The organism is Pigmentiphaga litoralis, from assembly GCF_013408655.1.
In the GTDB taxonomy this organism is placed as follows: Bacteria; Pseudomonadota; Gammaproteobacteria; order Burkholderiales; family Burkholderiaceae_B; genus Pigmentiphaga; species Pigmentiphaga litoralis_A.
In genome coordinates this window covers 114,424-138,943 of record NZ_JACCBP010000001.1, presented here as the reverse complement: position 1 = coordinate 138,943, position 24,520 = coordinate 114,424, and the positions used below count along the sequence as shown (strand labels likewise).

Below are 24,520 nucleotides of genomic sequence, written 5' to 3'. Positions count from 1 at the left end.
ACATCATGGGAATCCAGGATACCGACAAGACGCTGCCGTCGAACCGCATGGTGTTCGAACTGCGGCGCGACTTGAGCCGCTTCCAGGCCTTTCAGCAGGACATGGAAGCCTGCATGACGCAGTACGGCCTGACCGATGCCGAGAAGGAAGCCTGGCGCAACATCGACATCGAAGCGTTGGCGCGCATGGGCATGCACCCCTATTTTCTGCCGCAGGTGGCGCGGCTGTTCCGGGGTGGCAGCCGCAATCACAACGACAGCGATGCCGCACGGCTGTACGCCGAAAAGATGCGGATCCCGACGTGACGGGAATGGCGGCATCTGCACGCTGCATCTGCATGCGTCGGCTGACCGCATCGACTCTTTGAAACCGACCATTCAAGCAAGGACCTGCCATGGCCAAACTCATTGCCGCCCTGGGCGTCGCGCACGCACCGGGTGTGACCGGCTGGATCGACAAATCCCCGCAGCACGAGCAGGACGCCGTGCTGGCCGGCTACGCCGAATTCGCGCGCCGCATGGAAGCACTCAAGCCCGATGTGATCATTGGCGTCGCCAACGACCACCTGCTCAATTTTTCGCTCGATAACGTGCCCGACTTTTGCGTGGGGCTGGGTGATCAATGGGCGGGTCCGGCCCCGTGGTTCAAGGACTGGCTGAACGTGCCCGACTACACGATCACCGGCCACCGCGAACTGGGCCGTGCGCTGGTGCGGGATGCCGCCAAGGCGGGCATCAACCACGCCTTTGCCGACCAGCTGCTGTTTGACGATAACTGGTCCGTGCCGCTGAAGTTCCTGGTCCCGCGTTATGAACCGCGCTTCGTTCCCATCCACATGAATCCGATCGTGCCACCCGTGCCGAGTGCGGAACGATGCCTGGCCGTCGGTGCGCAGATCGCGCGCACGGTGGCCGCCTTCCCTTCAGACGAACGCGTCGTGCTGATGGCCACCGGTGGCCTGTCGCACGACCCGGGCGGCAAAGACTACTTTACCGTCCATGAAGGCTTTGACCGCTGGTTCATGGAACTGCTGGAAGGTGGCGACCTGGACCGGGTGCGGCAGGAACTGACGTTCGAGAAGCTGCTGACGGGCGGTGACGGCGGCGCAGGCGAACTGCTGGCGTGGATCGTGGCGATGGGCGCCGCCGCGGAGTGCGGCAACGCCAAGGCCGAAAGCGTGTTCTACGTGCCGTCCGTGCAGATGCGCTGCGGCATGGGCGGCTCGTACTGGTCGCTGGATCAGTAGGCGGGCCGGGCTGGGGTGGCACCGGGCCCGGCGGGCGCGGGCGTTTGGGGCTTCGGCCCGGCGGACTCGGGGGCGGGCTCAGACCCGGGGGCGGGCTCAGACCCGTGCGCGGGCGCGTCGTTCCCCGGCAGCACCTTGGGATCCACGGTGGCCAGCGGATCGTGCAGCAAGGCGTGTTCGTCGGGCAGGTCGTCCACTTGTTCCAGCGCCTGCGATAGCGTGACCTTGGGGTTCGCCCAGGCCGCATTGGCGGCGGTCAGCAAGGGGGCGGCGCCTTCCTTGATGAACTGGTGGCGGTCGAGCAGCAGGCGGTCGAACACGGGTTCCAGCGTGGCCGTCTCCGGATCGCACACCAGGGCCCACCGTTCGCGCGACGTGCCGGCGTCGCCCACGCGCACGATGTAGCCGACGTCGGACAGGGTGTCGAGCACGGTCATCAATTCTTCGTGATGCAGGTGCAGCCGGTTGCGCAAGCTGCGGGTGCTCAGGCCCACTTTCTTGGCGGCGCGGGCCGCGATCAGCGCGCGCAAGATGGCCATCGCGTCAATGAATGGCGCACCCGAGTGCCGTTCGTCGGCCCATCGGCCCATGCGGATCAGCGGCAGGCTGGCGGCCAGGATGGCGCCGAAGAGCGTCACCAGCCACGACAAGTAGACCCACAGCAAAAAGATCGGAAGCGTCGCGAAGGCGCCGTAGATCACCGTGTAGGACGGGAAACGTGTCAGGTAGAAGGCAAAGCAGGCCTTCATGATTTCGAGCACGACCGCCGCCGCAAAGCCGCCGGTCAGCGCATCGCGCGCTTCGACCTGGCGGTTCGGCACGACAATGAACAGCGCGGCAAACGCCAGACCCGTCAGCACCATCGGCAGGAAGGACAGCAGGACTTCCAGCGGGGCAATCGTGTTTCCGACCAGGCCCATCGATTCGCGAGCCAGGAACGACGTGGCCCACAGGCTGGCGCCCATCAACACGGGCCCGAGCGTAAGTGTGGCCCAGTAGATCAGCACCCGCTGCGGCAGCGCGCGAGCCTTGCGTACATGCCATATCTCGTTCAGCGCGTGGTCGATGGTCAGCATCAGGGACAGCGCGGTAAAGACCAGGAAGACGCCACCGATCGCAGTCAGGCGGGACGCCTTCTGCGCGAAATCATTCAGGTAGCCCATGATGTTCTGGGCGACCGATGGCGGCATCAGGTTGGTGACCAGATATTCTTCCAGCGCGCCCTGGAATTGATTGAACAGCGGAAACGCGGTGAACAGGGCCAGCGCCACGGCCAGCAGCGGCACCATGGACAACACGGACGTAAAGGTCAGGCTGGACGCGACCTGGGTGATGCGTTCTTCGTCGGCGCGCTTGGCGGCGAACCGCAAAAGGCGTCCAATACGGCTCAGCATCGACTCTTTGGCCGTCCACCGGGCGCGCAGCGCCGCGCGGCGGGCCGCAATACCCCGCGGCGTTTCCGAATGGGCGTCCACTGGAGCGGCGTCGGACGGGCCTGGGGCGGGTGCGGGTGTGGGTGCTGCGCCCGGTGCAGGCACGGGCGCCGCGTGCAGGGCGGAATCGGGGTACGGATCTGGCCGGGTTGCGGGTTTTCCGGCGGGGGTGCTCTCGGTGGATATGCGCTCAGTCATGACGAGAGATAATACAGGCCTATGAATATTCTCATTTTGTACTACAGCCGCCAGGGCGCCACGCGCCAGCTGGCCGAACAGATCGCGCTGGGCGTCGAACGGGTGCCGGGCATGACGGCCCGGCTGCGGACCGTACCGCCCGTGTCCGCCGTCTGCGAAGCCACCGCGCCGGCCATCCCTGACGACGGTCCCCCGTATGTGGAGCAGAGCGACCTGGACGACTGTGTCGGCCTGGCGCTGGGATCCCCCACGCGCTACGGCAATATGGCGGCGCCGCTCAAGCACTTCATTGACAGCACCACTTCGGCCTGGCTCAGCGGCACGCTGGCGGGCAAGCCGGGGGCGGTCTTCACGTCCACCGGGTCGATGCACGGCGGGCAGGAAGCCACCCTGCTGTCGATGATGATTCCGCTGCTGCACCATGGCATGGTCATGGTCGGCCTGCCCTATTCCGAGCCCGCACTGATGGGCACGCGCACTGGCGGCACGCCGTACGGCGCGTCGCACGTGGCGGGGGTTGACAACACCCTGCCGATCAGCGCGGACGAAAAGCACTTGGCGCAGGTGCTGGGGACGCGGCTCGCGCAGACCGCGCGGGCGCTGCATCTTGGCCGGCAACGCGGCGACGCATGAACGATAACCGCACGAACCATGACCGCATGAACCATGACTGCATGAACCATGACCGCAGGAACATTGAACGCAGGAACATTGAACGCATGACCATGACCGCATGAACCACGACCTGCCCCCCGGCGCGCCGCAAAGCCCCCCACCCCGCCTGCCCGCCCAGCTGAGCCCTGGCCTGCGCCTTGGCGCTTCCGTGTCCCTGATCGCGTTGATCGTGCTGTGCGTGTTGTGGGAAACGGTGCTGGCGCCCGTGCGGCCGGGGGGCACGCTGCTGGCGCTCAAGGCGTTGCCGCTGCTGCTGCCGCTGCGCGGCGTGCTGCGCGGCAATCTGTACACGTTCCAGTGGGCGTCGATGCTGATGCTGCTGTACTTCATGGAAGGCATCGTCCGCGCCACCAGCGACCCGGGATTCTCGGCCAACGTGGCGTGGGTCGAAGTGCTGCTGTCCACCGTGTTTTTCTGGTGCGCGGTGTTGTACGTGCGGCCGGCCAAACGTGCGCACAAGCAGGCAAAAAGCGCCGCGGAAACGGCTGCCAAAGCGGCGACTGCAGCGGCTGCGGCGACGGCAGCGCCTGCGGCGGCTACCGATTCATTCCCGACGGCGTCTCCTTCCGCGGCACCGGCTGCATCCGCCTCCCAGGCGCCTTTGGTTCCAGCCCCCCGGAACACGCCGGACTGACCGGCCGATGATCCCGACATCTGCGCCCTGCCCGTCCGCCCTCCCCCTTCTTCCTGCCACCTTGTCATGACTTCTTCAACCTCCCTGCTACAGGCGCTGACCGACCGCATCGGCGCTGATCACGTGCTGACCGGCGACGCCGCCGCGCCCTACCTGACGGACTGGCGGCAGCGTTACACCGGCGCTGCCCAAGCCGTCGTGCGGCCGGGATCGACCCAGGAAGTCGCCGCGGTCATGGCCTGCTGCGCCCAGCATGGCGTGCCGGTCGTGCCGCAGGGAGGCAACACGGGTCTGGCCGGCGCCGCCACACCCGATGCGTCCGGCAAAGCGGTGGTGATCTCGCTGCAGCGCCTGCAGCAGATTCGCGCCATCGACACCGACAACGACACCATGACCGTCGAAGCCGGCTGCATCCTGCAGAACGTGCAGCAGGCCGCGCGCAATGCGGACCGCCTTTTTCCGCTCAGCCTCGCGTCCGAAGGCAGTTGCACGGTCGGCGGCAACCTGGCGACCAACGCCGGCGGCACCCAGGTGCTCCGTTATGGCAACACCCGCGAGCTGGCGCTGGGCCTGGAAGTCGTCACGCCCGATGGCGAGATCTGGGATGGCCTGCGTGGACTGCGCAAGGACAACACCGGCTACGACCTGCGCGACCTGTACATTGGCAGTGAAGGCACCCTGGGCATCATCACCGCGGCCACGCTGCGCCTGTACCCATTGCCGGTCGCGGTCTGCACGGCATTGGTCGCACTGCGGTCGATGGACGACGCCGTCGCCTTGCTTGCACGATCGCGCGCGGGGTTCGGCGCCTCACTGACCGGCTTCGAAGTCATGTCTGGCGTCAGCCTTGAACTGGTCGTGCGCATGTTCCCGCAGCAGTCGCTGCCCCTGCCCACGTCACCCTGGTTTGCGTTGCTCGAAGTGTCCGACAGCGAAAGCGAGGCCCACGGCCGCGAGCGTTTCGAGACCGTCCTGGAAGGCGCGCTGGAAGCTGACCTGGTGCAGGATGTGGTGATCGCCGCCAACATCGCGCAGGGCCGAGCCTTGTGGCACCTGCGTGAAAGCATTTCGCTTGCGCAGTCGGCCGAAGGCAAGAACATCAAGCACGATATTTCCGTGCCGATCTCGAAGATCGCCCAGTATGTCCGCACCACCGACGCCCTGCTGCAGGACCTGATCCCCGGTGCACGGAACATTACGTTCGGCCACCTGGGCGACGGCAACCTGCACTACAATCTGACCCGCCCGGAAACCATGACCGAGCCAGACTTTCTGGCACGGCAATACGACGTCTATCGTGTAGTGCATGACAGCGTGCATGCCCACCAGGGCTCGATCAGCGCCGAACACGGCATCGGTCAACTGAAGCGCGACGAATTGCTGCGCTACAAAAGCCCGCTGGAAATGGCATTGATGCGTCGGATCAAGGACGCGCTGGATCCCAAGGGACTGATGAACCCTGGCAAGGTGCTGGTGGGAACGGGGGATGGCGACAGCGCAGTAACGGGCGACTAAACGCCCCGGCCCGTCAGGCCCCGCTGCGGAGGATTTGCGGTGCGGGTTTCGAGGTTTTTTTGGCTGCCGCTTTCGACGACGCCGGCTTGGCCTGCACCGCCGACGTCGCTGTCCCGGCCGGCACCGAATCATCGGGCAGGCTTTCGAAGTCCACCCCCAGCAGTTCAAACACCTGCATCGCAAGAATGCGACAGGCGCTGTTCAAGGCTGCGGGCAACCGGGCCGGCACGTCGTCCTGCAGCAGCAGCTTGGTCGACGACAGCGCGGGAATCGGGTCCAGGATCCGGTCCTGGTAATGCCCCATGAACATTTCGACCGACTTGTTGGCCGCATCGCGCGACCACGCATTCGTCGGCCACTGGAACGGCAGGGCCCAGGCGCGCGGCAGCCATTCCAGGTCGCGCAGCACCGTGCGGATATCTTCGTGCGAATCCCGGAAGGGCAAAATGACCAGGTCCGCCAGGGATGCCAGGTGGCTGTCCATGTCCGACCGGTTGCCGCCACCATCGATCACCCCGAACCACTCATCGACATGGTTCAGCGTCGTGATCACCTGCCCCAGCACTTCCGGTTCGCGCGCATCGAACGGCAGGTACTTGCGGCCTTCCTTGGAAAGACGTTCCCGTTCGATGTCGGTCAGCACGCACACGACACGTTTGCCCAGCAGCCCCATGCCATGCGCGATCATGTGCGACAGCGTCGTCTTGCCGGTGCCGCCTTTGTTGCCGAGCACGCAAACGATCTGGGCCATGAAGTGTCCTTGTACAGGGAAGTGGGTAGCCTGACGGCCGAATGATCCGGCAGTATCGCCTGGCCTCATCCCCCTTCAAGCCCGAAAAAGCCGCTACATTACGTACGACTTTTGCCGATCGGCCGCGGAAACGGGCTGGAACGCAGGAAGGAGGCGCCATGAGCTGGGACGCAACACCGCCCAGCTGCTGGGCAACCAGAACTACATGGTTGTCGAAAGCATCTCCAGCTATCTGTCCGACCCCGACAAGACCGAAGCCAAATGGCGGCCCATCGTCGCCAACTTCGAAAAGACCCTGGTTTCCGTCAACACCCTGCTTGCCGACGTCAAACAGGAAAAAGGCGATTTTGTGCTGGAACCGGCCTACGTCAAGCTGCAGGAAATGTTGAACGGGCGGGTGACGTTGCTGACGCGGCTCAAGGCGATGGACGCCCCGACTACCGCCGAAGAGGTCGCCCTGCTCAAAGAGATCAACGCCCGCTACATGACGCTGGTAGCCAGCACCCGCAAGGCGCTGGCCGAATTGAACGCGTATCTGAAGGACCAGAAAAAGTAGCGGAATCGCAATCGGCGCCCGTCAGACACCCGACGACATGGCATCCGGCTGCGCAGCCCCCAGCATATACTCGCGCTTTTCCGCCGCCCGATCGCGGCCCGCCGCCACCACCGTGTCGTAGGCTTGCCGGATCAGCTGCGCGTCGTTGCCGTTCAGCAAGCGATTATCCGACAGCATCTGCCGCCAGCGCCGCGCGCCGTCCTGGCCATTCACCAGATTCAAGATATGCCGCGCCACGCAGCGCAGCGGCTCGCCCGCAGCAATACGCTCTGCCGTGTAGGCCGTCATCGCGTCCACCACCTCTTCATCGGACGGCAACGGCACGTCAGGCCACAGGCGTGCCGACATCTCCGACAAGGATCGGGGGCGCTGGTAGGCCTCGCGCCCGATCATCACGCCATCCAGCGTCACGCCATCATGCGGCGCCAGTTCTTCCACGATCTGATCCGCCGTGCGCAACCCGCCATTCAGCACGAACACCGCATCCGGAAAATCCCGCTTCAAGCGCCGGGCCACGTCGTAGCGCAGCGGCGGGATTTCGCGATTTTCCTTTGGCGACAGCCCCTTCAGGATCGCGTTGCGCGCATGCACGATGAACACGCGGCAACCGGCGTCGTACGATGCGCCCACAAAGTCCCGCACAAAACCGTAGGACTCGTTCTTGTCCAGCCCGATCCGGTGCTTGAGCGTGACCGGGATATCCACCGCGTCGCGCATCGCCTTGTAGCAGTCCGCCACCAACATCGGGTCGGCCATCAGGCAGGCGCCGAACGATCCCTTCAGCACCCGTTCGGACGGGCAACCGCAATTCAGGTTGATCTCGTCATACCCCCACCGCTCGCCCATTCTGGCTGACGTGGCCAGCGCGTCCAGTTCGCTGCCGCCCAGTTGCAGGGCGATCGGATGTTCGGACGCGTCGAAGTCAAGGTGACGTTCCGGATCGCTGTACGCCAGCGCGCCGGTGGTGATCATTTCGGTGTACAGCCGTGCACGAGGCGCGAGCAGCCGATGGAAGTAACGGCAATGCCGGTCTGTCCAATCGATCATGGGTGCGACGCACAGGCGCCAATCCCGCCCGTCGGGCGGAAGGTGTGAAGGTGTCAAAGCATTCTGCCAGGTGAAGCGCGGACAACCCGCAAGTTTACTGCGTGCGTGACCGCTGCTGTAACGGCCGTTGCGCCGCGGCACCAACAGCCCACGCAACAGCCGACCCAGCCGGCCCCCTACCGCACCTTGCACGCCCCCTTGCGTGCATCCCCTGGCGGGCAGAAATTGCTGTCGCGATCGGGGGTGCAGCTGCCGCTGGACTGGCCGAACGGGCATGCCGGGGCGGGAGTGGGCGAGCCGCCGGCAGGCACCGAAATGCATCCCGCGCAGCACATCAACGCCGCCATCAACGCGCAGGCTGTCTTCATCATCGATCCATCCCGGTTCTGTATGCCAACCCGCATTGTGCTACAGGCACTCGACCCGATCGCGTCCCAGGGTCTTGGCGCAGTACATCGCCTTGTCGGCCTGCCGCAAAGCGTCGGCAATGGGCGTGCCGCTGGTCCAGACCGTCACGCCCGCGCTGACCGTGATGCGCCCGGCCACCGGATGGGCCGCCGCGAAGATCACCGCACGAATGCGCTCGGCCAGTTGCACGGTGCCGTCATAGCCCACGCCCACCGACACGACCAGCAGCTCTTCGCCGCCCCATCGGCCCAGCACATCGGTCGAACTCAATTGATCGTTGATGTGGCGGACCAGGAAGATCAGCAGCTCGTCGCCAACCAGATGGCCATAGATGTCGTTGACGCGTTTGAAGTGATCCACGTCGACCAGGATCAGGCCGACCATGACGCCCGGTTTTTCCGACAGCCCCGTGAACACCTGGTCCAGTCCGCGGCGATTGGCGATGCCGGTCAATCCGTCCGTCAGGGCCGCCGTTTCCATGCTGCGCGCCAGCAAGGCCGCGCGTTCGTATTCACGGTCCAGCACCGCGACCAAGGACAAGGCAATCAGGATCAGGATATGGGCGGTGTAGGCGTTGATCAGCAGGCCGGCCACCGTCACGTCCCAATAGCCCGGGCCATACAGGGCCAGGATGACGACGCTGGGCAGCATGGCCAGCACGAAAATGCTGACCGACATGATGATGGCGACGCGGTGGCGGAACAGCACGAAGGCCGCCACATACATGATGGGCATCCACTGCAGGGTGTTCGCGACGGTGTAGATGCGGTTGTCGGCCTGGATGACCGTGAACGAAAACAGCGCGCCAATGAAGTAGATCGACGCGCCCGTGTACACGATGACTTCGGCATGGCCGCGATAGCGCGGCGCCGCGACGATGGTGATCATTCCGCCCCCGAACAGGGCAAGCAGAAAGGGATAGCCGTAACGATCGAAGGGCGAGATCAATCCCGCACTCGATTCGAACACCCACAACAGCCCGACGACCACGCCGGCACATGCACACATCGCGCTGATGATCAGGCGACGGCGGCGGCCCAACAATCCATTCATGAACCGGTTTCTCGACTACGCCCAGCCGACATACTAGCCGCTAACACGTAGGTCCCGGAAGACAGCACCGCCGATAAATTCGCATGGCGCTGCGGGGCAGGTTCTAGGGTGAGAGTCTTGCAGAATTCTTACGTCATGCGTCGCAGGATCGCCGGCACGCAGGACTGAAAGGCGTCGCGATCCCGATCCCGTTCGGCATACAGTTCGCGCAGCGTGAAAGGCAGGCCGACCGACGCGGCGATCTCGAGCAATCGATTGGGCGCATCGGCCGCGTCGGGAATGTCGTGCACCCGTTCGGCCAGATGCGGATCGTCGTGCAGCAGCCGAAAAAAGGCCTGTACGTGTTGCTGTGACATGGTCGCGCTCCGGGGCATGAATGCCGGATTGTAGGAGCGCAACCGCTGCGTCAGCAACGCGCGTAAACGGTGTCCATGAAAGGCGAGCCGTCCGGGAAGTTCACGGTCATGCGGATCGCGCCCCCGGCGTCGATGAACGGTCGCGACGCAGGTGCGCACGCACTCTGGCGGCCGGCCTGGATCATGTCTTCACGTGCCTGGTCCAGTGTCTTGCCCGACGAGGCAAAGCCCTGGGCCATCGCGACCGGGTCCGACGCCAGTTGGCCGACGAGCACGACCTGGTTGCTCTGCGCGTAGATGCGCGTGTAGCGCATGGCCTGCGTCGCGCCTGGCGGGGTGGCCGGGGGCGTGGCAGGCGTCAACTGGGCCGACGTCTTGCTGGCGACGTCGCGCGCCACATCGCAGATGCTGATGCCGTTGAGCGTCTTCTGGCAGACCTGATCAACGGGTTGTGCGTAGGCGGCGGCACCCGTCATGACGGCAATGGCCGCGCCCAAACCGGTCAATGCCTGACGGACGGACGGGGCGATGAAAAAGACTTGAGACATGGGACACCCTTCGGGGAAGAATCCAGCCTGCATTCTAGGGGGCCAACCGTATCCGCAAGGCAAGCGCTTGTGTGGGACTGCAACTTGCTCAGACAACAACAGGGCCACTTTCATCGGCAATGAGAGTATTTGTGAGATTCATAACCGCCGGTTATGCACCAACGCAGGGAAAGCTTGGTGAAAGCCCTTAATCCTGTGGTGGCAGATTGTCTTCACCCTGTAACAACTACAGGGAAGTCCCGAGCAGCGCCCGAGGGCAGGCGGGTCTATATTGGAATCGCACCATCACAAAAAATATGAGGAGCGAGACATGCATGCATCAACATTCTTGGTCATAGCGCTCATTGCAGTTTCTTTTCCGGCAATGGCACTTCTCTTGGCCCTGGGACTCTGTAAAGCGGCAAAGACCGCGGATATTCAAGAGCGCAACGCGTCTGACGCTTTGATGCGGATGACCATGGGCGGCTAGTCGCCTTTTTTGATAAGCCGGGGCATTCCCGGCGGCATCCACCGCGCTGGACTTGGCAAGGGATGTCACCCCAACGGGCCGAAAGGCCCGTTCTGCTTTTTGGGGGCCCGGCAGGATCAGCGGCCAACCGCCGCCGCCGAGTTCATGTCGTCGACGATCACCTTGTCGCGCAGCTGCAGGAAAATGATGGTCTGCGTGTCGAGCCGCGCCGCGCAGCGCGCGGACTGCGGCGCACGCGTGTTGTCGCCTTGCAGGAAATAAAAGCTGCCGTCCGGCCATTCGAAGGTGATGCGCCCTTCCTGACGCGTGCCCACCGCGGGCCCGGGCCGGTCCGAATCCCCGAAGCGGGCCAGGCTGCGAATCGCGTTCTGGCACTGGCGCAAGATTGCGGCGTCCACCCGCTCGGCATGTTTTTCGGGCGTGTCGGCCAGCAGCACGCTGGCAATCCACCCAACGATAGCCAGCGCGACGACGGCCACGATTCCCTTCATCACACGCCCCATGCCTATCCCTTTCACGCCAACTGATGCGGCTTTCTGCTCATCCATGATGCGCCGCGCGAAGCTATGAAGTGCCTGCGCAAAACAAAACGGCCTTGATGCAAAAGCATCAAGGCCGTTCTGAAAATCTGGTTGCGGGGACAGGATTTGAACCTGTGACCTTCGGGTTATGAGCCCGACGAGCTGCCAGACTGCTCCACCCCGCGTCTGAGAAATGAATATTACACCATTTTTGCATCGGCTGCTTGAACCAGGGCAGTCGCCTGCCCTGTCTGCCGTGCAATGACGATCAGGTTGCCATTGCCGCCTGCATCAGTTCTTCCTTGCGAGCCTTCATCTGCTCGCCCAATTCTTTCAGGTCCACCTTCTTGCTCACGACCTTCGTGAACATCTCTTCCTCTTCTTCTTCGACGTGGTGGCTCACGTACTCGCCCAGCACGGTGACCTTGGCGTCGTACAGGTCGTCGCCGGGGTGCATGCCTTCAACCTGGGCAATCAGGTCCTTGGCGCTGGCGTGTTCCACCTCAGCTTCGTCGAGCATGTCGGCAAACACCTCGTCTGCCTTGCGCAGCGCGGGATAGAAAAGCTCTTCTTCCAGCTGCGTATGCACCGTCAATTCCATACAGACTTCACGTGCAATGCTTTCCTTTTCCGAATCGTCCTTGGCGTCCTCGAAGGCCTTGAACAGCTTCTTGGCCTTGCGGTGATCGTCGAGCAGCAAGCTGAGGGCGACCTTCTGACCTGCGGGGATGGAAGACTTGTTCATGGAATGCTCCAGAGTAGGTTTTGACACAACTCCTACAGCAATCGGCGTGCCCGCCCTGATCCCCGGTAGCCCTCACATCATTGCAACATCCAACCAAATTTCCTTTTTCTTTTCAATGTCTTAGTCCTATGATGGGAGACCGGCTCGTAGCAGCCCGGCCATCTTCTCTTTCCCCGCCATCACAAGGTATTGAATGACGACGATTCGCCGTATTGCCCTGACGTGCACGCTTTCCGGCGTGTTCGGACTTGCCGGACTCCCCCTTGCCACCGCCCAGACCGTTGTTGCGGTCAACGCACCCCCTGCCAGCCGGCCGGCGGTCGATACGCGCTGGGACGCGAGCTTCGCGGCGTTTGCCGAAGAAGACAAATTGCATGCGCCCAAGCCGGGCGGTGTGCTGTTCGTGGGCAGCTCGTCGATCCGGATGTGGAGCGACCTGGAAACCGACTTCAAGTCGTTGCCCGTGGTCGTCAAGCGGGGCTTTGGCGGCTCGCGCATGCTGGACTGTGCGACCCACCTGCAGAAGCTGGTCACGCCCTACAAGCCGAAGGTGGTGCTGGTCTATGCGGGTGACAACGATCTGGCCGAAGGCCTGACCCCGCAAGACGTGCTGAAAAGCTTTTCGAATTTCGTGGAAGGCGTGCGGGACACCCTGCCCGATACCCGTATCGTCTACATCTCGATCAAACCCAGCCCGTCCCGGATGCAGCTGCTGCCGCAGATCCGCGAAACCAACACGATGATCCAGTCGTATACGCAGTCGGTGGCCAACGCCGATTACATCGATATCTTCACGCCCATGATGAACGCATCAGGCAAGCCGCGCGGCGAACTCTTCCGCGAAGACGACCTGCACCTGAATGCGTCCGGCTATGCCCTGTGGCGCAACATCATCTCGGCGCATCTGGATTCGCCGGCGACGGCGACGGCCCAGCAGGCGGCACGCTAGCCCGCGCACTTCCCGCTGCATCCGCCGGCTCCGAGCCGGCTTTTTTACGCGGTGCGCGGGACTCGAAGGCCAGCACCAGCCTGGCCACGACATACAACACCACGATGCATCCCACGAACATGACCGGATCGATCCACATCGGCCGGCCGGGATTGGTCTCGCCCAGCAGCGCCAGCGCGAGCAGCACCAGCACCAGGTGCGCGCAGAACACCGGCAACGACGCGGCGCCCATGGTCTCCAGCCACTTGAGCCTGGGTGCGTGGGACTTGAGCCAGGATTCGAAGTGAATCACCAAGATCATCAGCGCAAAGAAGTCGACCAGGCGCATCGGACCCAGGTGCCATTTGTCGAAGACAAAATTGATGGGGTGCCCCATCGGGAACGGTTCCTGGCCGGTCAGGTGCCGCCAGATGAAGAACACCACGGCAACCACGATCGACGCGTTGACCAGCCAGCGCGGAAACTCGCCGCGCTTTTCGGCAGGCGTCTGCGCATGCCGGGCGCCCATCCACAGGCCGAAGATCCACAGGGCCTGCCACGCGAAGGTTTCGAACGAACCGGTTTCGCGGAACGGCACGGACAGCCCCGTCATGGCCACCAGCCAGTCGTACAGCACCTTGGACAGGCCGAACTGTGTCGCCACCCACAAGGCCCCGCTAAGGGCCGCGATGGCCCGCCAGCCGTGCTGCAGGCCGTAAGCCAGCACCCAGGGACTCAGCAACATGAACATCACGTAGATCGGCAGGATATCCAGCAGCGGCGGGTTGTAGATCAGCAGCAGCGAGGCCCACAGTCCAGTCGTCGGATGCGCGAGATAGAACGAGATCAGATTGCGCGCGGCCGCCTGGTCAAAGGTCATGCCTAGCCAGGCAATCACCGTGAACAGGAACAGCAGCGACGCCGCCTGGCAGAGGTAGACCACCATGGCGCGGCGCAGGAAGGCCTTGCGCATGGCGGGAATGCCTTCTTTCATGGAGCGCTGCGTGTACACCAGGCCGGCCATGTAGGCCGACAGCATCACGAAACCTTCCGCCGCCGACACGAATCCGAAGGGCTGGCCCAGCGGCAAGGCAAAGAAGGTCGGCAAGTGCGTCGACAGCATCAGCACCAGCATCAGGCCGCGCAGCGCGTCGAGCTCCCAACGGCGTGACCGTCCCGCCGTGGGCGGTGCGGCCATGCCGACGGTAGCGGACGCGGCGGAATGGGAAGGTGTTGCGGAAGTCGGCATGGTCACAGGCAAAAGGGGGTCTCGGTCAAACCGCAGGCGGCAGGGGTCAGCCAGCCTGCTTCATTTTCTTGGCGCGCGCTTCGGTCACCGCATAGGCCACCGTGCCGATCACCAGGGGAATGAGATAGTAAATCGCCCGGTAGGCCAGCAAGGCCGCCAGCAGGGCCGACGCCGGCATGCGGTCGCCAAGCATGGCGATGAAGACCGCTTCCAGCACGCCCAGGCCCGCAGGCACATGGGTCAGCACGCCAGCCACGGCGCTCATGAGCAGCACGGTCAGCACGGCCGTGAACTCGATCTTCTGCTGCAACAGCAGGTAGATGATGCTGGCCATGACGGACCAGTTCACGACCGAGATCACGCATTGCGTGGCCGCCAGGCGAAAACTGGGCAGCGTCAGTTCCTGCTTGCGGATCGTGTAGGTGCGCTTCTTGGCAAATGCACACAGGCAGAAGTACACCGCGGCGATCGCCAGCAGCGCCGCGCCCAGCACCTGCAAGGCCGTTGATCCGACCTTCCAGCCATCGGGCACATCAATCGGGGCGAACAGGAACGCCGCGCCGCCCAGCACGAAGTAGCCCAGCCAGTTGGTGATCACGCTCAGGGCATACACCCGCGTGATGACGCCCTTGTCCAGGCCCAGCCGTGTGTAGAGCCGATACCGGAAGCCTACGCCGCCCACCAGCGCCCCCAGGTTCAGGGTGAACACATAGCTGATCGACGCCACCAGCAGCACCTTGAGCTTGCTCAATCCGTGCTGCGTGTAGATACGTCCCAGCAGATCAAAGGAACTGAACAGCAGGTGACTGGCCGCGGCAAGCAGCACGGCCAGCGCCAGCGTCGACGTCTTGTACGCCGTGATGGACTCGCGCACTTCTCCCCATTCCACGGCTCTGGCCTGCGTCACCAGCAACCAGATCACAAGGATGAAGAACACGCCGGTCAGGATACGTTTGGCCCAGGGCCACCACGCCTTCTTCGCGCCCTGCCCGGTTTGCGGATGGACCGCTTCGGTCATGGCTTGTGCCCTGTCATCAAGATTCGCATGTGGCCCCCCGCTCGGTATCGGCCTTTTCGGCCAGCGCCTGCGGAGGCGGTGTCACACGCGCCAGACGCGGCGTGTGCGCCGGCAGCCAGCCTATCCACGCCGGGAAACGGCGCAGCACGTGGAACACCAGGAAGCCGAGTGTCAGGCGCCAGATGGATCGGCGGCGGCCGGGCTCGGGTTCGATCTTCTTGCAGTGATGGGCAATCAGGTACTGCAGCCGTTCGCGCAGCACGGAATTGAACGGCTTGTCCCGAATGATCAGGTTGGCCTCAAGGTTCAAGGACAGGCTGAGCGGATCCAGGTTGCTCGATCCGACCGTCGACCATTCATCGTCGGCGTACGCCACCTTGCCGTGCAAGGGCCGCTCGCAATACTCGTAGATCGTGACGCCCGCCGACAGCAGGTAGTCGTGCAACAGGTGCGCCGCCACTTTCACGATCGGCATGTCGGGCTCGCCCTGCAGGATCAGCGTGACCTTCACGCCCCGCCTGGCGGCCTTGGCCAAGTCCCGCAGCAATCGGTAGCCCGGAAAGAAATAGGCATTGGCAATCGTGATCTCCTGCCGCGCGGCACGGATCGCGATGCGGTAATGCTGTTCGATATCGGTGTGATGACGTTCGTTGTCGCGCGTCACGAACAGGGTTTGCGCTTCGCCCGCGGTTTCGCGATTTGCAGCGACCGGCGGCGTATCGCCACGGCCCCGCCATCGGCGGCGGCGGTCGGGCTGCGTCAGCACGGCGCGCGCAAACCGGTGGATGGTGTCAACGATCGGGCCTTCGGCTTCGACCGCGTAGTCCTGCTTGGCCTGCGGGCCGAAGTCGCCCAGGTGCTCGGCGGAATAGTTGATGCCGCCAATGAACGCGATTTCGCCATCGACCACGACGATCTTGCGGTGCATGCGCCGGAACACGTTGGTCCGCATCCCCAGCACCTTAGGGCGGGGGTCGAACACATGGAAGCGCACGCCCGCCGTCGTCAGTGACGCCAGGAATTCCGGCGTCAGTTCGCTGGACCCGTAGCCGTCCACCGTGACCAGCACTTCCACACCGCGCTGGGCCGCCGCGACCAGAACGTCGCGCAGTTCATACCCCACCTTGTCTTCAAACAGGATGAAGGTCTCGAGCAGCACTTCCTTCTTGGCGTTCGCGATCGTTTCAAACACGCGTGGAAAGAACGCCTCGCCGTTTTCCAGCAGGCGGATCCGGTTGCCCGGCACCCATTCCCATTTCATAACGTCAACTCCGCGGCTAGCGGCGCATGGTCGGACAGATGCGACCACGGGCGCATGCTCAGCTTGATCGGCTGGTGGATGCGCACGTTACGCACGTAGATGCGGTCGAGCGCCAGCAAGGGAAAGCGCGCCGGAAAGGTCTTGCGCTCGCGTCCATGGGCTTCGACAAACACCTCTTCCAGGCCTGCGCCCTGCTTCAGGATCTGTCCGGCGCGCATGCGCCAATCGTTGAAATCGCCGGCAATGATCAACGGTGCGTTGTCCGGCACTTCGGCGCGGATCAATTCGCACAGCATCTCGAGTTGCTGGCGGCGGTGCCCTTCCTGCAGTCCCAGATGCACGCAGATCGCGTGGATCTCGATATCGTTCGGGCCCTTCAGCACACAGTGCAACAGGCCGCGACGCTCCGGTCCGCTGATCGATGCATCGCGGTTCTCATAGCGCAGGATGGGAAACTTCGACAGCAAGGCATTGCCGTGGTGACCTGCCGGATAGACGGCGTTGCGGCCATAGGCAAAGTCCGTCCAGATGGTGTCCGCCAGGAATTCGTACTGCGACACCTCGGGCCAGTTGGTGTACCGGTTCGAATGCTTGTCATGCGTGCCTAGCACTTCCTGCAGGAACACCACGTCGGCCGACACATTGCGCACGGCATCACGCAGCTCATGCAAAATGAACCGCCGATTGAAAAAAGTGAACCCCTTGTGCGTGTTGACCGTCAGGATACGGATGGTCAAGGGCTGGGTAGTCTCCGACATAAGCCTCGCTCGGTAAAAGTGGCACGACGGCTCTGCGCAAGAAACATTCCTGCTCAACAGTAAGGGCTTCGTCGGTAAATTTGACCGCGGTCGCGGAAGGCGAGGACGTCCGGATGCGTGACGGCGTTCAGCCCGCCGTCAGCGCTGCCGACGATAGCATGGACTTCGCGCCCTTACGCCGTGCGGCGGTGGCCCTGCAGACCGCCGGCCAGGATCTGCGCCTTGATCAGTTGCATGGTGCCCTGGGCGAGCCGGGTCAGGGGCCGCTGGGCCGACGAGGCAATCACCAGGCGGCTGACCAGATTGGGCGACACGATATGCGCGGCGCGAAGGTTGGGCCGCTGGGCGCGGCCGAAGATCGCGTTGCGGGACAGGATCGCGTAGCCCATGCCCCGGTCGACCAGGTCCAGCAGGGATTCGATGGAATCGACTTCCAGCGTGATATCCAGCCGGACCCCCAGCCGCGCGCATTCGACTTCGGCCAGGTTGCGCAGCGCATTGGGCTGGCTGGGCACGATGACCGGCCATGACGGCAGGTCGGCCATCTGCACTTCGGCCGGCATGGGGCGATGCGGCACGTCGGCGCCGATCAGGTACAGGTCTTCGGACCACACGTGTTCGGTGATCACCTGCTGGCTGACCGGCGGGTTGTAGAGCAGGGCAAAGTCCAGGCGGCCCAGCAGCAGCCATTCATGCATCGACACCGTCAGCGCTTCGATCACGCCCAGCGAAGCTTTCGGATAATGTTCGCGAAACTGGGTCACCAGATTGACGGTCATGGCCTTGCCCACGCTTGGGGGCATGCCCACCACCACCTTGCCGCTTGGCGATGCGCGTTGCTCTTCGACTTCCTGCTTGGCCAGCTCCACCTGGTGCAGGATGCCCTTGCCACGTTCCAGCAGACGCCTGCCGGCATCGGTGGGTGCGACGCCCCGGCCGTTGCGCGACAACAGGTGTTCCTTCAACTCGACTTCCAGCTGCCTGACGTGGCGGCTGACGACCGGTTGCGACAGGTTCAGCGTGATGGCCGCCCGCGTGACGCTGCCCAATTCGACGACGCGGACGAAGCATTCCAGCTGCCGCAAATCCATGGTGTGCTCCGAAGATGACCCGCGCAGAGAGGATCGTTCAATTTAAACATATCAGATAGTAGAGGATTGTCTATTATGAAGGGTGATAACAGTCCACAATCGCGGTATTGACGACCCGTCTATCGAAGACAACCGTTTCGAGAATGTCGGCAGGACCATGCTCTGCACAGGATCCATGCCGGCGTCCATCAAAAGAGGAAGACATGAAACGCTCTATGCTCGCTCGCCTGTGCGCAGGCCTCGCCCTGGGAATGATTGCCACCACCGGCGCTGTCGCCCAGGACTTCCCCAACAAGCCGCTGCGCATTGTTGTGCCCTTCGGCCCGGGCGGTGTGGCGGACGTGACCGCGCGCGTCGTGGCGCAAGGCCTGGCTGAAAAGCTGGGCAAGCCCGTTGTGGTTGAGAACTACGCCGGCGCGGGTGGCATCAGCGGCGCGCAAAACATGCTGCGCAGCGACGCCGACGGCTACAGCCTGTTCCTGGTCAGCAACCAGAGCGCCGTCAGCCCGTCGATGTTCCGTTCGCTGCCTTACGATCCGGTCAAGCAGTTCCAGATGGTGTCGTTGATCGGTTCGTTCGACATCGTGGCCGCGGTGGATGGCAAGAGCCCGATCAAGACCATGGCCGATGTCATGGCCAGCGCCCGCAAGAACCCCGACGGCTTCAATATCGGCACGATCGGTGTCGGCAGCACGCAACAGCTGTCGGCTGAACTGTTCCGCACCACGTCCGGCCTCAGCGTGCCGGTGGTGCCCTTCAAGTCCAGCGGCGAAGTGCTGTCGGCGGTTCGCGGCAACAACGTCCAGGTCATGTTCGAAACGGTGCCCGCCATCATCGGCAACATCAAGAGCGGCGACCTGCGTGTGATCGGCATTGGTTCGACCAAGCGCAACCCGATGTTCCCGGACGTGCCCACCATTGCCGAATCGGGCGTCCCGAACTATGTGGCCACCTCGTGGAACGGTATTGCCGTCAAGCAAGGCACGCCGCCCGCGATCGTTGCCACCCTGAACAAGGCCGTGCGTGAAGTGGTGGCTGATCCCGCCACCAACAAGAAGCTGACCGAACTGGGCCTGACGCCGCAGACGACGACGCCGGAAGAATTCTCGAAGTACCTCGTCACCGAAATCGACAAGTGGCGCAAGGTGATCGACACCGCCAAGATCGAAAAGCTCATGTAATGCGTGTTGCCCGCGCCGCAATCCTGGCGCGGGCAGTTTGAATCGCACCATCGCTCTACCCCCGCTGTCTGCATCACCTCATTCAAGTCCCCCATTCAATTCGCCGCCGGAACGCCTCCGGCGCGCGCCACCCTCAGTGACCTCGGAGTTGCCATGATCGGAGTCGCAGTCAAGAACAAACCCGCCCTGCCCGAAGGCGCCGCCGCCAAGCTGGCCAAGCTCGGCTCGGCCACGGTGCACGAAGCCATGGGCCGCGTAGGCCTGCTCAAGCCCTACATGCGTCCGATCTACCCGGGTGCATCGATCGCCGGCGCCGCCGTGACGGTACTGGCCCAGCCGGGCGACAACTGGATGCTGCACGTTGCGGTCGAACTGTGCTCGCCTGGCGACGTGCTCGTCGTGGCCTGCACCACCGACAACAGCGACGGCATGTTTGGCGACCTGCTGGCGACGTCCCTGCAGTCGCGCGGCGTGGTCGGCCTGATCATCGATGCGGGCGTGCGCGACATCGCGACCCTGCAGGAAATGAACTTCCCGGTCTGGTCCAAGGCCGTCAACCCGCGCGGCACGGTCAAGGCCACGCTGGGCTCGGTCAACATCCCCGTCGTCTGCGCCGGCGGCCTGGTCACCCCGGGTGATGCGGTCGTGTCGGACGATGACGGCGTGGTGATCGTGCCGAACGGCCAGATCGCCGCCGTGCTGGCCAAGGCCGAAAAGCGCGCGTCCGAAGAAGAAGGCAAGCGTGCCCGCCTGGCATCCGGCGAACTGGGCCTGGACATCTACAAGATGCGCCCGAAGCTGGAAGAAGCCGGCCTGAAGTACTACGACTCGCTTAACGACGTGCCACGTTGATGGATGGCGGGCGGCACGCGCCGCCTGCCCTGCCTGCCTGACGGGCGGCGCTGATGATGTCAATGCCTGGGGCGATTCAGCCCGGGATTCCGCGATGTCGGACTCCCTGATGCCGAACTCGCCGCGGCGACGCCCGCCCTCCCTTTTCATTTCCCTTTTTTTGCGGACCCGATCATGAAGACCTGCGCTGCTCCCGATCCCAATCCCGTCAAGCCCCGCGAAGCCCTGCCTACGGGTGCCTGCGATGCCCACTGCCACGTGTTCGGCCCGGCCGCCGTGTTCCCGTATGCCGACGACCGCAGCTACACGCCGCCCGACGCGCCCTTCGAAAGCCTGATGGCCCTGCATGACTACCTGGGTCTGTCGCGCGCCGTGATCGTGCAGGCAAGCTGCCACGGCACCGACAACACCGCCATGCTCGACGCCATTGCGCGCAGCGGCGGCCGCTATCGCGGCGTGGCCATTGTCGACGGCGACACGACCGACGAAGAACTGCAGGCCCTGCATGACGGCGGCGTGCGCGCCGTGCGCTTCAACTTCGTGCAGCACCTGGGCGGCGCCCCCGATCTGGACGTGTTCGACAAGATCGTCGGCAAGCTCAAGCCCCTGGGCTGGCACGTCGTGCTGCACCTGGACGCGCAAGACATCCTGACCTACAGCGATCGCATCAACACGATCAACGTGCCCTTCGTGATCGACCACATGGGTCGCGTGCAGGCTGCCAAGGGCCTGGACCAGGCTCCGTTCAAGAGCCTGCTGGAGCTGATGAAGAATCCGCTGGCGTGGGTCAAGGTGTGTGGCGGCGAACGCGTGTCGGTGGGCAAGCGCCCGTTTGCCGATGCCGCGCCGTTTGCGCGCGCGCTGATCGAAGCCGCGCCCGACCGCGTGTTGTGGGGCACCGACTGGCCGCATCCGAACATCTCGAAAGACATGCCGAATGACGGTGAACTGGTCGACCTGATGCTGGACTTCTGCGACACGCCGGAACTGCGCCAGAAGCTGCTGGTGGACAACCCGCAGCGTTTGTACGGGTTCGATCCGCTGTAAGGGATTCGGGCGGACTATTCGGCCCGGTTGGAATAGTTGGCAGTACCCGTTTTCCAGACGCCCGCCCGGTGGTATGCCGCGGTGGGCGTCGTCGTTTGCGGTGTCGTTGTTTGGGGTGTCGTTGCTTTAGGCGTCGTTGTTTGAGGCGTCGTTGCTTGTGGCTGCGCGCGCCTAGCGCATGACCAGCCCGCCGTCCACGAACAGCACCTGGCCTGTCATGAAACGGCTCCAGTCGGATGCCAGGAACAACACCGGGCCGGTCACGTCTTCGGGCGTCGCAATGCGCCGCAATGGCGTCTGGCTTGCGATCTGTTCGCGTATCGATTCCCGCGTGCCGGCACTGGCATGCGTTGGCCACACCAGGCCTGGCGCCACGCAGTTCACGCGAATATTCGACGGCCCCAGGTCGGCGGCCAGATGCCGGCTGAAGCCCGTCAACGCGGCCTTGGCCGTGGCGTAGTCGTGATACGGCACTACCGGTTGTTCGACCAGGTCACTGCTGATGTTGATGATGCTGCCGCTTGCCCGCTCGCGCATGTGCGGCAGCACAGCCAGGCACACGTTGCAGGCGCCCTGCACGGCACCGTCGAACTGGTCGCGATACGCCGTCCAATCCAGTTCCGCAAAGCGCCGACGCGTGTCCGGATCGAAGCGATACGGCCGGAACGCATTGTTGACGACGACATCTATCTTGCCAGCTTCCAGCAGCACCTCGTCCACCATGGTCTGCACGGCCTGGGCATCGGTCACGTCTGCCTTGACAGCCCACGCGTCGCCGCCCGCGGCAATACACCGGTCCACCGTCGCACCCGCCGCCGCATCGTTCTGCAGATAGTTGACGGCAACAACGGCCCCCTCTTTCGCAAAGGCTGTGGCAATGGCCGCGCCAATGCCGCGGCTTGCGCCAGTCACCAGTACGACCTTGTTCTTGAAGTCCATCAGCGGGCCTTTAGGTAAGAAACGGATTGCGGTGCTTGCACGTGCTTTGGCGCGTCGTCCTCGGCTTCGCTCACCGCGTCGGCAACAGGTCGGTGCCGATCACATCGCTAATACGAATGTCGCGCTCGATCAGCCCCAACTTGCGATACGCGTCGGCGGCTGCCTGCAGGCTCTTCTCATCCAGGGTGCCCAGCCCGCGTTCCTTGGTCAGCGGCGACACTGCGGAACGGTTGCGGATATCAATGATCTCGCGGTTCAGTGCCGGATCCTGCCCGTCGATCGCTCGCTTCACGGCCAATTGCGCGGCTTCGGCCGGCTGATCGATCATCCATTGCGCACTGCGGCGATAGCCGGCCAGAAAGCGGCGCAGTACGTCCTTGTTCTGCTGGTAGGTCGACTCGCGCACCACCAGAATGTCGCTGGAATAATTCAGGTAGTCACCGACTTCAATCACCTGCGGGTCGCGCACGCCACGGCGGCGCGCCAAGGCCAGGCCGGTATCGGTGGCGGCGGTAGCGTCAACCTGCCCCTGGATCAACGGCGCGAAATTCAGCAGGCCGGTCACGACCACCGTCACGTCGTCCTTCTTCAATCCTGCCTGCTGCAGCAAAATCTGCAGGTTCTGCAGCGTGCCGCTGGACAAGCTGTAGACCCCCACACGTTTGCCCTTCAGGTCCGCCGGCTTGCGGATATTGCTGGTCGGCAAAGACACGACGTTGAACACGTTTTGCGGGTAGATGTCGTACACGGCGCGCAGCTTCTCGCCCTTGTCCAGGGCTGCGAAAAACGAACCCGGATCGGTAAAGGCGATGTCTGCCTGACCGCTGAGCAGATTGCGCAAGGCATCCCCACCGCCCGCGCCCGGCAGGTAGTTCAGCGCCAACCCTTCGCTGCGGAAAAAGCCCTTCTCTTCTTCGACCAGCAGGTGCGTGATCTCGGTAATGGGCTTGCTCCACCCGGCCAGCGTGAAAGGCTGGGGTGCGGTGGGCTTGGCGGGCGCGGCCTGCGCGTGCACGGCCGCCGTTGGCCATAGCGTCAGCGTCAGCGCACCCACGGCCGACGTCAATGCAGCAGCCGCCGCCAGGGCGCCTGTGCGGCGCAGGAATGTTCTTCTCATGGTTCCACTTCCTTAAGTCAGGTGCCCGAATTCGGATCACCTGAGTTCGATTTACCTGGGTTCGGCGTATCTGGATTCGGTCCAGCTTCGCCCGGTTCCCCCGTTCAGTTCTCCGACGCGGACGGGGCGACGTAGCGGCGCAGCAGAAACTGCTGCAGCCCGACCACGCCGTGATACAGCACCAATCCTTGCACCGTGATCAACGCCAGCACGGCGAACATCAACGGCGTATCCATCGATCCTTGGGCAGCAATGATCAGGGCGCCCAGCCCCACGCTGCCGCCAATGAACTCGCCCACCACCGCGCCTACCAGCGCCAGCACCACGGCCATGCGCAGCCCGGCCAGAATGCCAGGCAGCCCGGTCGGCACCTTGAGCCGCCACAGCGTCTTCCACCGCGACGCGCCCAGCATGCGAAACAGTTCCAGCCGGGCGGGATCGGCTTGGCCGATGCCGGTCAGCGTGCTTTCCAGCAACGGGAAAAAGCACACCATCGCCGTGATCACGACCATGGGCAAGGTGCCAAAGCCTAGCCACACCGTCAGCAGCGGCGCCAGCGCCAGCTTGGGCATGACCTGGCTGGCGACCACATAAGGCATGACCACGCGGCGCACGAAAGCCGATTCGCCCAGCGCGAGTCCGCAAGCAAAACCGATCGCGCCGCCAAGCGCCAGGCCCAGCAGCACTTCGACCGTGGTCTGCCAGATATGCGGCCAGAAGTAGCCCGAGGTAAAGCCGCGGTACAGCGACGCGGCAACGACGCCGGGCGATGGCAGGACGAGTTGCGACCAGTCAAAGACAGTGACTGCGCCTTGCCATAGCAGCAGCGCGGCAAGCAACAATGCGGCCGACCACAGGCCGGGGGACCGCGCCCATGTGGCGGTATTTTTCGTTTCCAGTGTCACCCCGTTTCGCTTCGATTGT

The 24,520-nt window shown here is 63.8% G+C and carries 26 protein-coding genes, 1 tRNA gene and 1 pseudogene; 10 read left to right on the top strand and 18 right to left on the bottom strand.

Annotated elements, in window-relative coordinates; all coding sequences use genetic code 11:
- Positions 1-5 precede the first annotated feature (5 nt).
- Positions 6-305: a hypothetical protein gene (locus tag HD883_RS00620; RefSeq protein WP_179588323.1), complete on the top strand. Its 300-nt coding sequence runs from the start codon at positions 6-8 to the stop codon at positions 303-305.
- Positions 306-394: 89 nt separating this feature from the next.
- Entirely contained in the window at positions 395-1,246 is an 852-nt protein-coding gene (locus tag HD883_RS00615; RefSeq protein WP_179588324.1) for a hypothetical protein, read from the top strand.
- On the opposite strand, the gene HD883_RS00610 is transcribed toward HD883_RS00615, so the two are convergent.
- Positions 1,240-2,721: a YihY family inner membrane protein gene (locus HD883_RS00610; protein ID WP_373563289.1), complete on the bottom strand. Its 1,482-nt coding sequence runs from the start codon at positions 2,719-2,721 to the stop codon at positions 1,240-1,242. The two genes, HD883_RS00615 and HD883_RS00610, sit on opposite strands and share 7 nt — an antisense overlap.
- Positions 2,722-2,898: 177 nt before the next feature.
- Here HD883_RS00610 and wrbA point away from each other — a divergent pair, with 177 nt between their 5' ends.
- The 3 genes and pseudogenes from wrbA (at position 2,899) to HD883_RS00595 (ending at position 5,701) form a co-directional block, all read left to right on the top strand.
- Positions 2,899-3,510 (top strand): NAD(P)H:quinone oxidoreductase, encoded by a 612-nt coding sequence (wrbA, locus tag HD883_RS00605; protein ID WP_179588325.1) that lies wholly within the window; start codon positions 2,899-2,901, stop codon positions 3,508-3,510.
- A gap of 148 nt (positions 3,511-3,658) precedes the next feature.
- A pseudogene (locus HD883_RS00600) lies at positions 3,659-4,024 on the top strand (DUF2069 domain-containing protein); the annotation flags it as partial.
- A 228-nt stretch (positions 4,025-4,252) separates the two neighbouring features.
- Positions 4,253-5,701, top strand: coding sequence for an FAD-binding oxidoreductase (locus HD883_RS00595; RefSeq protein WP_179588326.1), 1,449 nt, complete (start codon positions 4,253-4,255; stop codon positions 5,699-5,701).
- A 13-nt stretch (positions 5,702-5,714) separates the two neighbouring features.
- On the opposite strand, the gene HD883_RS00590 is transcribed toward HD883_RS00595, so the two are convergent.
- On the bottom strand, positions 5,715-6,452 hold the full coding sequence (locus HD883_RS00590) for a hypothetical protein (RefSeq protein ID WP_179588327.1): 738 nt from the start codon (positions 6,450-6,452) through the stop codon (positions 5,715-5,717).
- A 205-nt stretch (positions 6,453-6,657) separates the two neighbouring features.
- Here HD883_RS00590 and HD883_RS00585 point away from each other — a divergent pair, with 205 nt between their 5' ends.
- Complete coding sequence (locus tag HD883_RS00585) at positions 6,658-7,008, top strand: hypothetical protein (RefSeq protein ID WP_179588328.1); 351 nt, start codon at positions 6,658-6,660, stop codon at positions 7,006-7,008.
- A 21-nt stretch (positions 7,009-7,029) separates the two neighbouring features.
- Here the strand turns inward: HD883_RS00585 and dusA are convergent, their stop codons facing one another.
- The 8 genes from dusA to HD883_RS00545 form a co-directional block, all read right to left on the bottom strand.
- Positions 7,030-8,112: a tRNA dihydrouridine(20/20a) synthase DusA gene (dusA, locus tag HD883_RS00580; RefSeq protein WP_257021937.1), complete on the bottom strand. Its 1,083-nt coding sequence runs from the start codon at positions 8,110-8,112 to the stop codon at positions 7,030-7,032.
- Between the two features lie 119 nt (positions 8,113-8,231).
- Complete coding sequence (locus tag HD883_RS00575; RefSeq protein WP_257021936.1) at positions 8,232-8,423, bottom strand: hypothetical protein; 192 nt, start codon at positions 8,421-8,423, stop codon at positions 8,232-8,234.
- 40 nt (positions 8,424-8,463) lie between these two features.
- Positions 8,464-9,516, bottom strand: a complete 1,053-nt coding sequence (locus tag HD883_RS00570; protein WP_179588330.1) for a GGDEF domain-containing protein — start codon at positions 9,514-9,516, stop codon at positions 8,464-8,466.
- Positions 9,517-9,644: 128 nt separating this feature from the next.
- Positions 9,645-9,872 carry a Nif11-like leader peptide family natural product precursor gene (locus HD883_RS00565; RefSeq protein WP_179588331.1) on the bottom strand — a complete coding sequence of 76 codons (228 nt, stop codon included), beginning with the start codon at positions 9,870-9,872 and terminating at the stop codon, positions 9,645-9,647.
- A gap of 50 nt (positions 9,873-9,922) precedes the next feature.
- Positions 9,923-10,420, bottom strand: a complete 498-nt coding sequence (locus HD883_RS00560; protein WP_179588332.1) for a hypothetical protein — start codon at positions 10,418-10,420, stop codon at positions 9,923-9,925.
- Between the two features lie 585 nt (positions 10,421-11,005).
- Positions 11,006-11,437 carry a hypothetical protein gene (locus HD883_RS00555; protein ID WP_179588333.1) on the bottom strand — a complete coding sequence of 144 codons (432 nt, stop codon included), beginning with the start codon at positions 11,435-11,437 and terminating at the stop codon, positions 11,006-11,008.
- Between the two features lie 81 nt (positions 11,438-11,518).
- A tRNA-Met gene (locus tag HD883_RS00550) sits at positions 11,519-11,595 on the bottom strand.
- Positions 11,596-11,678: 83 nt separating this feature from the next.
- Complete coding sequence (locus tag HD883_RS00545; RefSeq protein WP_179588334.1) at positions 11,679-12,155, bottom strand: hemerythrin domain-containing protein; 477 nt, start codon at positions 12,153-12,155, stop codon at positions 11,679-11,681.
- Between the two features lie 193 nt (positions 12,156-12,348).
- On the opposite strand from HD883_RS00545, the gene HD883_RS00540 reads away from it, so the two are divergent.
- The gene (locus tag HD883_RS00540; protein ID WP_179588335.1) at positions 12,349-13,104 is read left to right on the top strand and encodes an SGNH/GDSL hydrolase family protein; all 756 of its coding nucleotides are present in this window, start codon (positions 12,349-12,351) and stop codon (positions 13,102-13,104) included.
- Here HD883_RS00540 and opgC read toward each other — a convergent pair.
- The 5 genes from opgC to HD883_RS00515 form a co-directional block, all read right to left on the bottom strand.
- Positions 13,046-14,332 carry an OpgC domain-containing protein gene (gene opgC / locus HD883_RS00535; RefSeq protein ID WP_257021935.1) on the bottom strand — a complete coding sequence of 429 codons (1,287 nt, stop codon included), beginning with the start codon at positions 14,330-14,332 and terminating at the stop codon, positions 13,046-13,048. The two genes, HD883_RS00540 and opgC, sit on opposite strands and share 59 nt — an antisense overlap.
- 46 nt (positions 14,333-14,378) lie before the next feature.
- Complete coding sequence (locus HD883_RS00530; RefSeq protein ID WP_179588336.1) at positions 14,379-15,350, bottom strand: lysylphosphatidylglycerol synthase domain-containing protein; 972 nt, start codon at positions 15,348-15,350, stop codon at positions 14,379-14,381.
- A gap of 16 nt (positions 15,351-15,366) precedes the next feature.
- Entirely contained in the window at positions 15,367-16,611 is a 1,245-nt protein-coding gene (clsB, locus tag HD883_RS00525) for a cardiolipin synthase ClsB (protein ID WP_179588337.1), read from the bottom strand.
- On the bottom strand, positions 16,608-17,369 hold the full coding sequence (locus tag HD883_RS00520; protein WP_179588338.1) for an endonuclease/exonuclease/phosphatase family protein: 762 nt from the start codon (positions 17,367-17,369) through the stop codon (positions 16,608-16,610). The genes clsB and HD883_RS00520 overlap by 4 nt, the downstream gene beginning before the upstream one ends.
- A 173-nt stretch (positions 17,370-17,542) precedes the next feature.
- Positions 17,543-18,460, bottom strand: coding sequence for a LysR substrate-binding domain-containing protein (locus tag HD883_RS00515; protein WP_179588339.1), 918 nt, complete (start codon positions 18,458-18,460; stop codon positions 17,543-17,545).
- 203 nt (positions 18,461-18,663) lie between these two features.
- Between HD883_RS00515 and HD883_RS00510 the strand changes: the two genes are divergently transcribed.
- From HD883_RS00510 to HD883_RS00500, 3 genes are all read left to right on the top strand, one after another.
- A complete protein-coding gene (locus HD883_RS00510; RefSeq protein ID WP_179588340.1) occupies positions 18,664-19,641 on the top strand; it encodes a Bug family tripartite tricarboxylate transporter substrate binding protein in 978 nt (325 codons plus the stop codon).
- A 153-nt stretch (positions 19,642-19,794) separates the two neighbouring features.
- Complete coding sequence (locus tag HD883_RS00505; protein ID WP_179588341.1) at positions 19,795-20,493, top strand: 4-carboxy-4-hydroxy-2-oxoadipate aldolase/oxaloacetate decarboxylase; 699 nt, start codon at positions 19,795-19,797, stop codon at positions 20,491-20,493.
- 174 nt (positions 20,494-20,667) lie between these two features.
- Complete coding sequence (locus tag HD883_RS00500) at positions 20,668-21,540, top strand: amidohydrolase family protein (RefSeq protein ID WP_179588342.1); 873 nt, start codon at positions 20,668-20,670, stop codon at positions 21,538-21,540.
- A gap of 171 nt (positions 21,541-21,711) precedes the next feature.
- Here the strand turns inward: HD883_RS00500 and HD883_RS00495 are convergent, their stop codons facing one another.
- The 3 genes from HD883_RS00495 to HD883_RS00485 all read right to left on the bottom strand — a co-directional run bounded on the left by HD883_RS00495 (position 21,712) and on the right by HD883_RS00485 (position 24,501).
- Positions 21,712-22,479 (bottom strand): SDR family oxidoreductase, encoded by a 768-nt coding sequence (locus tag HD883_RS00495; protein ID WP_179588343.1) that lies wholly within the window; start codon positions 22,477-22,479, stop codon positions 21,712-21,714.
- 70 nt (positions 22,480-22,549) lie between these two features.
- Positions 22,550-23,596 carry an ABC transporter substrate-binding protein gene (locus tag HD883_RS00490; protein WP_179588344.1) on the bottom strand — a complete coding sequence of 349 codons (1,047 nt, stop codon included), beginning with the start codon at positions 23,594-23,596 and terminating at the stop codon, positions 22,550-22,552.
- 104 nt (positions 23,597-23,700) lie between these two features.
- The gene (locus HD883_RS00485; RefSeq protein WP_373563288.1) at positions 23,701-24,501 is read right to left on the bottom strand and encodes an ABC transporter permease; all 801 of its coding nucleotides are present in this window, start codon (positions 24,499-24,501) and stop codon (positions 23,701-23,703) included.
- Positions 24,502-24,520 lie beyond the last annotated feature (19 nt).

Coding starts and splice junctions, on each gene's coding strand:
- HD883_RS00520 (WP_179588338.1), bottom strand. CDS start 17,369: ATGTCGGAGACTACCCAGCCCTTGACCATCCGTATCCTGACGGTCAAC.
- HD883_RS00530 (WP_179588336.1), bottom strand. CDS start 15,350: ATGACCGAAGCGGTCCATCCGCAAACCGGGCAGGGCGCGAAGAAGGCG.
- HD883_RS00505 (WP_179588341.1), top strand. CDS start 19,795: ATGATCGGAGTCGCAGTCAAGAACAAACCCGCCCTGCCCGAAGGCGCC.
- HD883_RS00555 (WP_179588333.1), bottom strand. CDS start 11,437: ATGGATGAGCAGAAAGCCGCATCAGTTGGCGTGAAAGGGATAGGCATG.
- HD883_RS00560 (WP_179588332.1), bottom strand. CDS start 10,420: ATGTCTCAAGTCTTTTTCATCGCCCCGTCCGTCCGTCAGGCATTGACC.
- HD883_RS00495 (WP_179588343.1), bottom strand. CDS start 22,479: ATGGACTTCAAGAACAAGGTCGTACTGGTGACTGGCGCAAGCCGCGGC.
- clsB (WP_179588337.1), bottom strand. CDS start 16,611: ATGAAATGGGAATGGGTGCCGGGCAACCGGATCCGCCTGCTGGAAAAC.
- HD883_RS00490 (WP_179588344.1), bottom strand. CDS start 23,596: ATGAGAAGAACATTCCTGCGCCGCACAGGCGCCCTGGCGGCGGCTGCT.
- HD883_RS00590 (WP_179588327.1), bottom strand. CDS start 6,452: ATGGCCCAGATCGTTTGCGTGCTCGGCAACAAAGGCGGCACCGGCAAG.
- HD883_RS00565 (WP_179588331.1), bottom strand. CDS start 9,872: ATGTCACAGCAACACGTACAGGCCTTTTTTCGGCTGCTGCACGACGAT.
- HD883_RS00500 (WP_179588342.1), top strand. CDS start 20,668: ATGAAGACCTGCGCTGCTCCCGATCCCAATCCCGTCAAGCCCCGCGAA.
- HD883_RS00585 (WP_179588328.1), top strand. CDS start 6,658: ATGGTTGTCGAAAGCATCTCCAGCTATCTGTCCGACCCCGACAAGACC.
- HD883_RS00615 (WP_179588324.1), top strand. CDS start 395: ATGGCCAAACTCATTGCCGCCCTGGGCGTCGCGCACGCACCGGGTGTG.
- HD883_RS00515 (WP_179588339.1), bottom strand. CDS start 18,460: ATGGATTTGCGGCAGCTGGAATGCTTCGTCCGCGTCGTCGAATTGGGC.
- opgC (WP_257021935.1), bottom strand. CDS start 14,332: ATGCCGACTTCCGCAACACCTTCCCATTCCGCCGCGTCCGCTACCGTC.
- HD883_RS00540 (WP_179588335.1), top strand. CDS start 12,349: ATGACGACGATTCGCCGTATTGCCCTGACGTGCACGCTTTCCGGCGTG.
- HD883_RS00575 (WP_257021936.1), bottom strand. CDS start 8,423: ATGAAGACAGCCTGCGCGTTGATGGCGGCGTTGATGTGCTGCGCGGGA.
- HD883_RS00595 (WP_179588326.1), top strand. CDS start 4,253: ATGACTTCTTCAACCTCCCTGCTACAGGCGCTGACCGACCGCATCGGC.
- HD883_RS00570 (WP_179588330.1), bottom strand. CDS start 9,516: ATGAATGGATTGTTGGGCCGCCGCCGTCGCCTGATCATCAGCGCGATG.
- HD883_RS00620 (WP_179588323.1), top strand. CDS start 6: ATGGGAATCCAGGATACCGACAAGACGCTGCCGTCGAACCGCATGGTG.
- wrbA (WP_179588325.1), top strand. CDS start 2,899: ATGAATATTCTCATTTTGTACTACAGCCGCCAGGGCGCCACGCGCCAG.
- HD883_RS00510 (WP_179588340.1), top strand. CDS start 18,664: ATGAAACGCTCTATGCTCGCTCGCCTGTGCGCAGGCCTCGCCCTGGGA.
- HD883_RS00545 (WP_179588334.1), bottom strand. CDS start 12,155: ATGAACAAGTCTTCCATCCCCGCAGGTCAGAAGGTCGCCCTCAGCTTG.